This is a genomic window from Peloplasma aerotolerans (genome assembly GCF_030012175.1).
GTDB classification, from domain to species: Bacteria; Bacillota_I; Bacilli_A; order Acholeplasmatales; family Acholeplasmataceae; genus Peloplasma; species Peloplasma aerotolerans.
In genome coordinates this window covers 1-6,880 of record NZ_JASCXW010000050.1, presented here as the reverse complement: position 1 = coordinate 6,880, position 6,880 = coordinate 1, and the positions used below count along the sequence as shown (strand labels likewise).

Sequence of the window (6,880 nt, the reverse complement as noted above, 5' to 3'; positions counted from 1 at the left end):
GTGGTGTGAGTAGTTCACGAGGTATTATTATGAGGATTGAAGACTTCTTTAAAGAATGGTATGAAGCATTTGCATATAGTGTGTCAAAAGGTATTATGACCTTGAGTTCAATAGAGTTTATGTTATTGCGATGACTTTTGCCTATGACACTTGTGAATTTGCCTTTTCAAAATCACTGAGTGAATCTTGAGTCATCAATCAGATAATATATGTTTTTTAACAAGAATCATCATAAGTATTAAATAAATAAAGTTATTAAAAGAAACCATCGGAGATACTTTTTATGAATCATTTAAATTTAGATGCTTTTAAAAAAGCAGTCAAAAAACATAAAATACTGACATGCATCATCCAACAAGAAGATGATGTATGTTTTTCCTATTTTTCTAATCATAAAATGCAAAAACAACTCCAAACCATCAATTCGGTAACGAAAACAGTCGTTGGTTTATTGATTGGTATAGCTTTAGATGAAGGACTAATTTCCGATATAGATACACCAATACATACATATTTTGAATCTTATCAGCATCTATTTGATGATGCTTATAAAAAAGAAATAACAATTAAACATTTATTAACAATGACGGATGGACTAGATTGGCCAGAGTTTGGCGAGTGGGAATATTTTGCACCTATGGTTTTTAAATCTGATATTATAGCCTTTATATTATCGAGACCATGTCTTAACCATCCAGGTGAAGTCATGAACTATAACTCAGGAGCATCTCATTTACTAGGTGCTATTATTCAGATGGTAACTCATGAAACTATGCATAGTTATGCAAAAAGAAAATTATTCGAACCACTAGATATCAGTGATAGTAAATGGATTGAAAAACAAGGTATTTCTCTTGCTTCAGATGGTTTGAGAATTAAAACTGAAGATATGATGAAAATTGGTGAGCTCATCTTAAAAGATGGAAACAATTTAGTTCCAAAAGAATGGATAAAAACAATGATCCAACCAAACAAAAAAACCTATCAAACCCTTGGTTATTATGGTTACCATATATGGGTTGATACGTTTTGTAATATAAACTATTACTATGCCTTAGGTTATGGGGGACAATTTATTGTTGTTATTCCTAAACATCGATTAATCATAAGTATAACGAGTAGACTTTATAAAGATTCGATGTTACCCATGCAATTAGTAAAGAAACATATTTTAAAATCATTAAAGATTACATAATTAGTATTGACACCCTAAATCCGCATTGTTATGATGTTAATAGATGATTCAATACGAGAGGATTTTATCATATGATGAAATAAAAACAGGTTTTATCTTCGATATGATGCTATCTATTGTATTTACTGTGTTAGCATTATTAGTTTCATGGAAATATATTTTCAAACAAACTCTTGGTAAGATAAAAAAGAATCTTGAGGAACTTAAATAATAAATATACATATAATCAAATAAAAAACTGAGTCTATTTCAAATGATGAAATGAACTCGGTTTTTATAATATATATTTAAGATTTTACAGCTTTGATTATAGCTTTCATAAATGCAGGTAAATCATTTGGTGTTCTTGAAGTAATCAAATGACCATCAACAACAACTTCTTCATCTACATAATGAGCACCAGCATTTACAAGGTCATCTTTGATTGAGAAAAATCCAGTTAATCTTTTACCTTTCAAATCACAACTTGATGCCATCATCCAAGGACCATGGCATATTGCAGCAATCGGTTTAGCCATGAAATCCATATCTTTTACAAACTGAATTGTCTCATTTGATCTTCTCATGTAATCTGGTGAAAAACCACCAGGAATAATGACTGCATTATATGAATGTGCAGATATATCCCTAGATGCTACATCACTTTTCATTGGTAAACCAAATTTACTTTTATAAACTGTGTCTTTTTCAGCTCCAACTAAATCTACTTTAAAACCTTCTTCAAGACATCGATAATAAGGAACAAGCAACTCTTTATCGTCAAATAAATCTGCTATTAAAATAGCTATTTTTTTCATAAAATCAAATCCCTTCTTTTTAATTTCTCAAACTTTTTTTAGATGCTTTAAAAATAATGATTGAAGATATCAAGGAACCAACAGCTGCGATGATAGCGAATGAACCATAAAGTAAGTATCCAAAAGCACCCCAATCTTCAGATAAAAGTCCTAGTGTCCATAATATAGCAGCAAGAATACCAAATAAAATAGGTAATAGAAATAAGAGTTTTCGGTTAATCTTTATTAAAACGATTGTAAAGACATAACTAACAAGCGTAGAAAATATTAATGCAGCAATGATTGAGAGTAATTGTGATACCCAACCCATATGTTATAACCTCATTTCCTATTTTTCTTCATTTTACCACTATAAATGAGTAATATCAAAATTATTGATTTGATCGTTTCTATATTTTTTTTGGTTTAATTAGGCAATATTTAATATACCTTTGTAGTTCATTTTAAGATAAATGATACATTGTCCTAATGATTATTGTCTATGATATAATTATAGTATCGAATAAACGATAAGAGGTGATTCGTTTGGAACAAGTTGTAACAATTAAAGAAATGAAAGAAATCGAGCAAAAAACTTATGCAGTTCAACATATTTCATCATTTGATTTAATGGTAAAAGTAGGAAAAGAAATATACAAAACATTTCAAAAAGAAGACTCCAAATCAAAAACATTTCTTCTACTATGTGGTACAGGCAATAATGGAGGAGATGCTTTAGTTTTTGGTGAAGAGGCATTTAAACAAAACAAAAAGGTTCATGCTGTTATCATAGGTCAACCATCCAAGCAAACAGAAGAATCATTATTAATGATAAAACGTTATCAAGATCAAAATATGGAATTATCGTTTGTTGAACATTATCGTGATTTTATTACTTTAGTTGATCAAATCAATCATATAGATATCATCATTGATGGACTTTTTGGTATTGGCTTATCAAAAAAAGTTGCAGGGTTATATAAAGATGTCATTGATTGGATGAATCAACAGAAAATAAAAACGTTATCAATCGATTGTCCAAGTGGGTTAAATGCTGATACAGGTGAAATCATGGGTACAGCTGTAAAAGCAGATCTTACCTATACGATAGAAGCATATAAACAAGGCTTACTCATTAATGATGGATTAGATTGTACTAAAGACATCAAAGTTATACATGTTGGTATGGAATCAATACCTAATCAAAAATTTCTATATGATACTTTTCAACCCATGCCAACAAGAATACACAACTCACATAAATATCATTACAAAAACGTATTAACCATTGGTGGTCAAGTCGGTGTCATGGGGGCATTAACATTAGCTGGACAAAGTGCATTAGTAAGTGGTGTAGGATTAAGTACGATTGCTACCAATATTCAACATCAAGATCACTTTGTACGTAGCATACCTGAATTGATGTATGAAGTTATTCAAGATCAAAAAGATTTACTAAAGTTAATCAATAAAAAAGATGCAATACTATTTGGTTTAGGCATCAAAGCATCCACACCATTTGAACAAATGATCTTTGACACACTTATTCAAACCGATATTCCCTTAGTCTTAGATGCTGCTGGAATTTTATTTCTGAAACAAAAAAAGCATTCCAAAAATCAAAGAATCATTATCACACCTCATTATGGAGAATTCGCAAAACTGATGGATGTTGATGTAAATACAATATCGCAAAATCCTACCTACTACATCAATCAATGTATTAATATCTATCATTGTGAAGTCGTTTTAAAAGGGCCATCAACCATCTATGCTAATCAAAATCAAATGCTTTATTTAAATCAAGGAACACCAGCATTAGCCAAAGCTGGTAGTGGAGATGTTTTAGCAGGAATCATCTTAACATTTGCTTCACGTAACTTACCTATAGAGCATGCTATTTTATTACACATGTTTGCAGGGCAAGAAGCAAAGAGCAAAAAACATGTAGAAAGCATACTCGCTCAAGACATCATCAATTCTATTCATTTAGTCTATAAAAAATATGGATAAATATACATTTACTGACTAATAAAAAGTAACTAATATAAATAAGAAAAGGCATAGTTTGATTATGTCTTTTTTTGTTGTTCTTTCAAAGTAATTTCTTAAGGGATATTGCTTTGATATCATATATCATTTTGATAAAATATACGGGTAAGGAGTGAAGACATGATCATCAACATCAATGAAACTATACTAAAGCTTATCAATAAAGATGAGAAGCTAAGAGATATATTATATGATTTAGGATTTAAAGAAATAACCAAGCCAGGGATGCTACAAACTGTTGGAAGGTTTATGACTCTAAAGGCAGGTTCTAATCTTAGGAAAATAGATTTAAAAATGATTGTTAAAAGGCTTGAAGAGGAAGGATATCAAGTAAAAGGAGAAAAAAATGAGTGAATTTATTAACAACGTATCACAAAAAAGACAAGAAAAACTTAAGGAAATTATTCTTAGTTTACATAATGGAACATCTTTAGAAGAAGCAAAAAAGGCTTTTAGAGAACATTTTGAAAATGTGACAACAAATGAAATTACCCAAATGGAGCAAAGCTTGATTAAAGATGGTATGGCAGTCGGTGAAGTCCAAAAATTATGTGATGTGCATGCTGCAGTATTTGAAGGATCAATATCAGATATTCATAGTCTATCAGACCACGAATCTATCATAGGTCATCCAGTTAGAGTCTTCAAGCAAGAAAACGAACGCATTATGAAATTGATTGAAGAAGAAATAGAACCCTATACAACTCAAACGGGTAAATCAGCAGATTTAATGCTACGCGTAGGATATGACCGACTAAAAGATATACATCATCACTACGCAAGAAAAGAATATCTGTTTTTTCCTAAACTAGAAAAAGTAGGGATTACTGCACCACCTAAAGTGATGTGGGGTGTTGATGATGAAATCAGAAATGAAATTAAAAAAATTCTTGAAGCTTTAGGATCGATTGATCAAGATGAGAACAAAACAAGAGAAATGATTCAATTAAATATCGCAAAAATCAAAGACATGGTCTTCAAAGAAGACAATATATTAATGCCGATGTTATTAGAGCATATGACATTCTTTGATTGGGTATTAGTCGATTCATCATCTGATGAAATCGGATACTTTCTAGAAAAAACAAAAGAATCATGGAAGCCACAAGATCAAGATGAAGAAAACGATACTCAAACATCTAAAGATTTAAAAGAAGGGGAAGTTCCATTCGATGCAGGTAGTTTATCGTTTGAACAAGTTAATCAAATGCTAAATACTTTACCATTTGATATGACATTCGTCGACCATGAAGGATATGTTAAATACTTTACACAAGGAAAAGAACGTATATTTGATCGCCCTAAAACAATTATTGATAGACATGTTTCCATGTGTCATCCCCCACAAAGTGTACATGTTGTTGAAGAAATTGTAGAAAGCTTTAGATCTGGAAGAAAAGATAACGAAGATTTTTGGATTAAACTAAAAGATATGTTTGTGTATATCAGATATTTTGCAGTCCGCTCAAAACAAGGTGATTATTTAGGCACATTAGAAATCACTCAAAATATTAAACCAATCAGAGAATTAGAAGGCGAAAAACGTCTCATCTCTGAAAACGAATGAAAATCATTTATGTTGGGCTAGGGTTTTTAACCTTAGGATTGGGTTTATTAGGGGTTATATTACCTGTATTACCCACGACCCCATTTTTACTATTAACATTATATTTCTTTTCCAAAGGATCTGAAAAGTTCCATCGATGGTTTATTAACACAAAAATCTATCATAAATACTTAAAAAGGTTTGCTGAAGAAAGATCGATGACAAGAAAACAAAAGTGGTCATTAATGATTTTTGTTGATTGTATGTTGCTCATTACCATTTTTATGGTTAATCGGCCAATCGTAACGATTATTTTAATTGTAATCGCGGCAATAAAATATCTTTACTTCTTTACTCAAGTTAAGACAATCTAATATTACAAAAGGTGCAAATCATATCCATTTGATGAAGGCACCTTTTTTATTAGAAAATCATAGATTTATGGATAACTATGATGATATAATATCTAAAGATATGCTATTTTCGAGGTGAATTATGATTAGTTATTATAAAGACGCAAATCAAACATATGATGAGCAAATAAAGGTTTTACTCAGAACATATAATGCACAGTTCGTAAATTATGATGATAGAGATTGTATTTATCTTTATGCTATTGCGCATAATCAACTTATTGGTGCATTAATCGTTCGTCACGCTTGGGATTGGGCTACTATTGGTAATATATATTATCAAAACAGCCAAGTTTTAGAAGATCTTATTCAAAAAGCATGGCAATACTATCAAGATAAAGCTGTAGGTATAAAGTTTTTCACACAGGTTTTAGAGCAATTTAATGATTTTGTTAATGCTGGATTTAAACAAGTTAATCAGATTTACTATGATGATGAGCTCATTTATTATTATGCAGACTTATTAGAGCTTAAAGAAAAACCCATAGTTAACGATATTTTACTGTGTCATGAACCTAAAGAAGTATATCAAGAAATTTTAGATCAACATGTTTATAATTTTAAGAAAAAACATCAGATTAATGATGATGTTATTGGAAGATTCGATATGGCTGTATTAGATAATGAAAAGTGTATTGGTGGTATCCAGTGTGAGCATTATGAAAACATCTTATACATTAATCGCTTAGTTGTTGACACGAACTACAAAAATAGAGCAATTGGGTCTCACCTTATCAATGAGGCAATTCAATATGCAATAAAAAGCAACTTGAAATTAATTGAACTTGGAACTGTAGAATTTCAAGCACGTCCATTTTATGAAAAGTTTGGATTTAAGGTTGTTCACACGAGAAATGATAATCCAAAAGGATACAAAAATTATTCGATGATTAAAAAA

8 protein-coding genes are annotated in these 6,880 nt (G+C 30.5%); 6 read left to right on the top strand and 2 right to left on the bottom strand.

Translation table 11 applies throughout. The features are described 5' to 3' along the window. Window positions 1-283: 283 nt before the first annotated feature. The gene (locus tag QJ521_RS09155; protein ID WP_282840181.1) at window positions 284-1,195 is read left to right on the top strand and encodes a serine hydrolase domain-containing protein; all 912 of its coding nucleotides are present in this window, start codon (window positions 284-286) and stop codon (window positions 1,193-1,195) included. A gap of 287 nt (window positions 1,196-1,482) precedes the next feature. Here QJ521_RS09155 and QJ521_RS09150 read toward each other — a convergent pair whose 3' ends face one another. Both QJ521_RS09150 and QJ521_RS09145 read right to left on the bottom strand, forming a co-directional pair. Next, complete coding sequence (locus QJ521_RS09150) at window positions 1,483-1,992, bottom strand: type 1 glutamine amidotransferase domain-containing protein (RefSeq protein ID WP_282840180.1); 510 nt, start codon at window positions 1,990-1,992, stop codon at window positions 1,483-1,485. 19 nt (window positions 1,993-2,011) lie between these two features. Next, the gene (locus QJ521_RS09145) at window positions 2,012-2,302 is read right to left on the bottom strand and encodes a hypothetical protein (RefSeq protein ID WP_282840179.1); all 291 of its coding nucleotides are present in this window, start codon (window positions 2,300-2,302) and stop codon (window positions 2,012-2,014) included. Window positions 2,303-2,517: 215 nt separating this feature from the next. Here QJ521_RS09145 and QJ521_RS09140 point away from each other — a divergent pair, with 215 nt between their 5' ends. From QJ521_RS09140 to QJ521_RS09120, 5 genes are all read left to right on the top strand, one after another. Next, window positions 2,518-3,984: an NAD(P)H-hydrate dehydratase gene (locus QJ521_RS09140; protein WP_282840178.1), complete on the top strand. Its 1,467-nt coding sequence runs from the start codon at window positions 2,518-2,520 to the stop codon at window positions 3,982-3,984. Between the two features lie 159 nt (window positions 3,985-4,143). Further along, window positions 4,144-4,377 carry a DUF1858 domain-containing protein gene (locus QJ521_RS09135; RefSeq protein ID WP_282840177.1) on the top strand — a complete coding sequence of 78 codons (234 nt, stop codon included), beginning with the start codon at window positions 4,144-4,146 and terminating at the stop codon, window positions 4,375-4,377. Then, the gene (locus QJ521_RS09130) at window positions 4,370-5,590 is read left to right on the top strand and encodes a DUF438 domain-containing protein (RefSeq protein ID WP_282840176.1); all 1,221 of its coding nucleotides are present in this window, start codon (window positions 4,370-4,372) and stop codon (window positions 5,588-5,590) included. The genes QJ521_RS09135 and QJ521_RS09130 overlap by 8 nt, the downstream gene beginning before the upstream one ends. Continuing rightward, window positions 5,587-5,943 carry a YbaN family protein gene (locus QJ521_RS09125; RefSeq protein ID WP_282840175.1) on the top strand — a complete coding sequence of 119 codons (357 nt, stop codon included), beginning with the start codon at window positions 5,587-5,589 and terminating at the stop codon, window positions 5,941-5,943. The genes QJ521_RS09130 and QJ521_RS09125 overlap by 4 nt, the downstream gene beginning before the upstream one ends. Before the next feature lie 121 nt (window positions 5,944-6,064). Then, on the top strand, window positions 6,065-6,880 hold an 816-nt coding region (locus tag QJ521_RS09120), incomplete at its 3' end, for a GNAT family N-acetyltransferase (protein WP_282840174.1).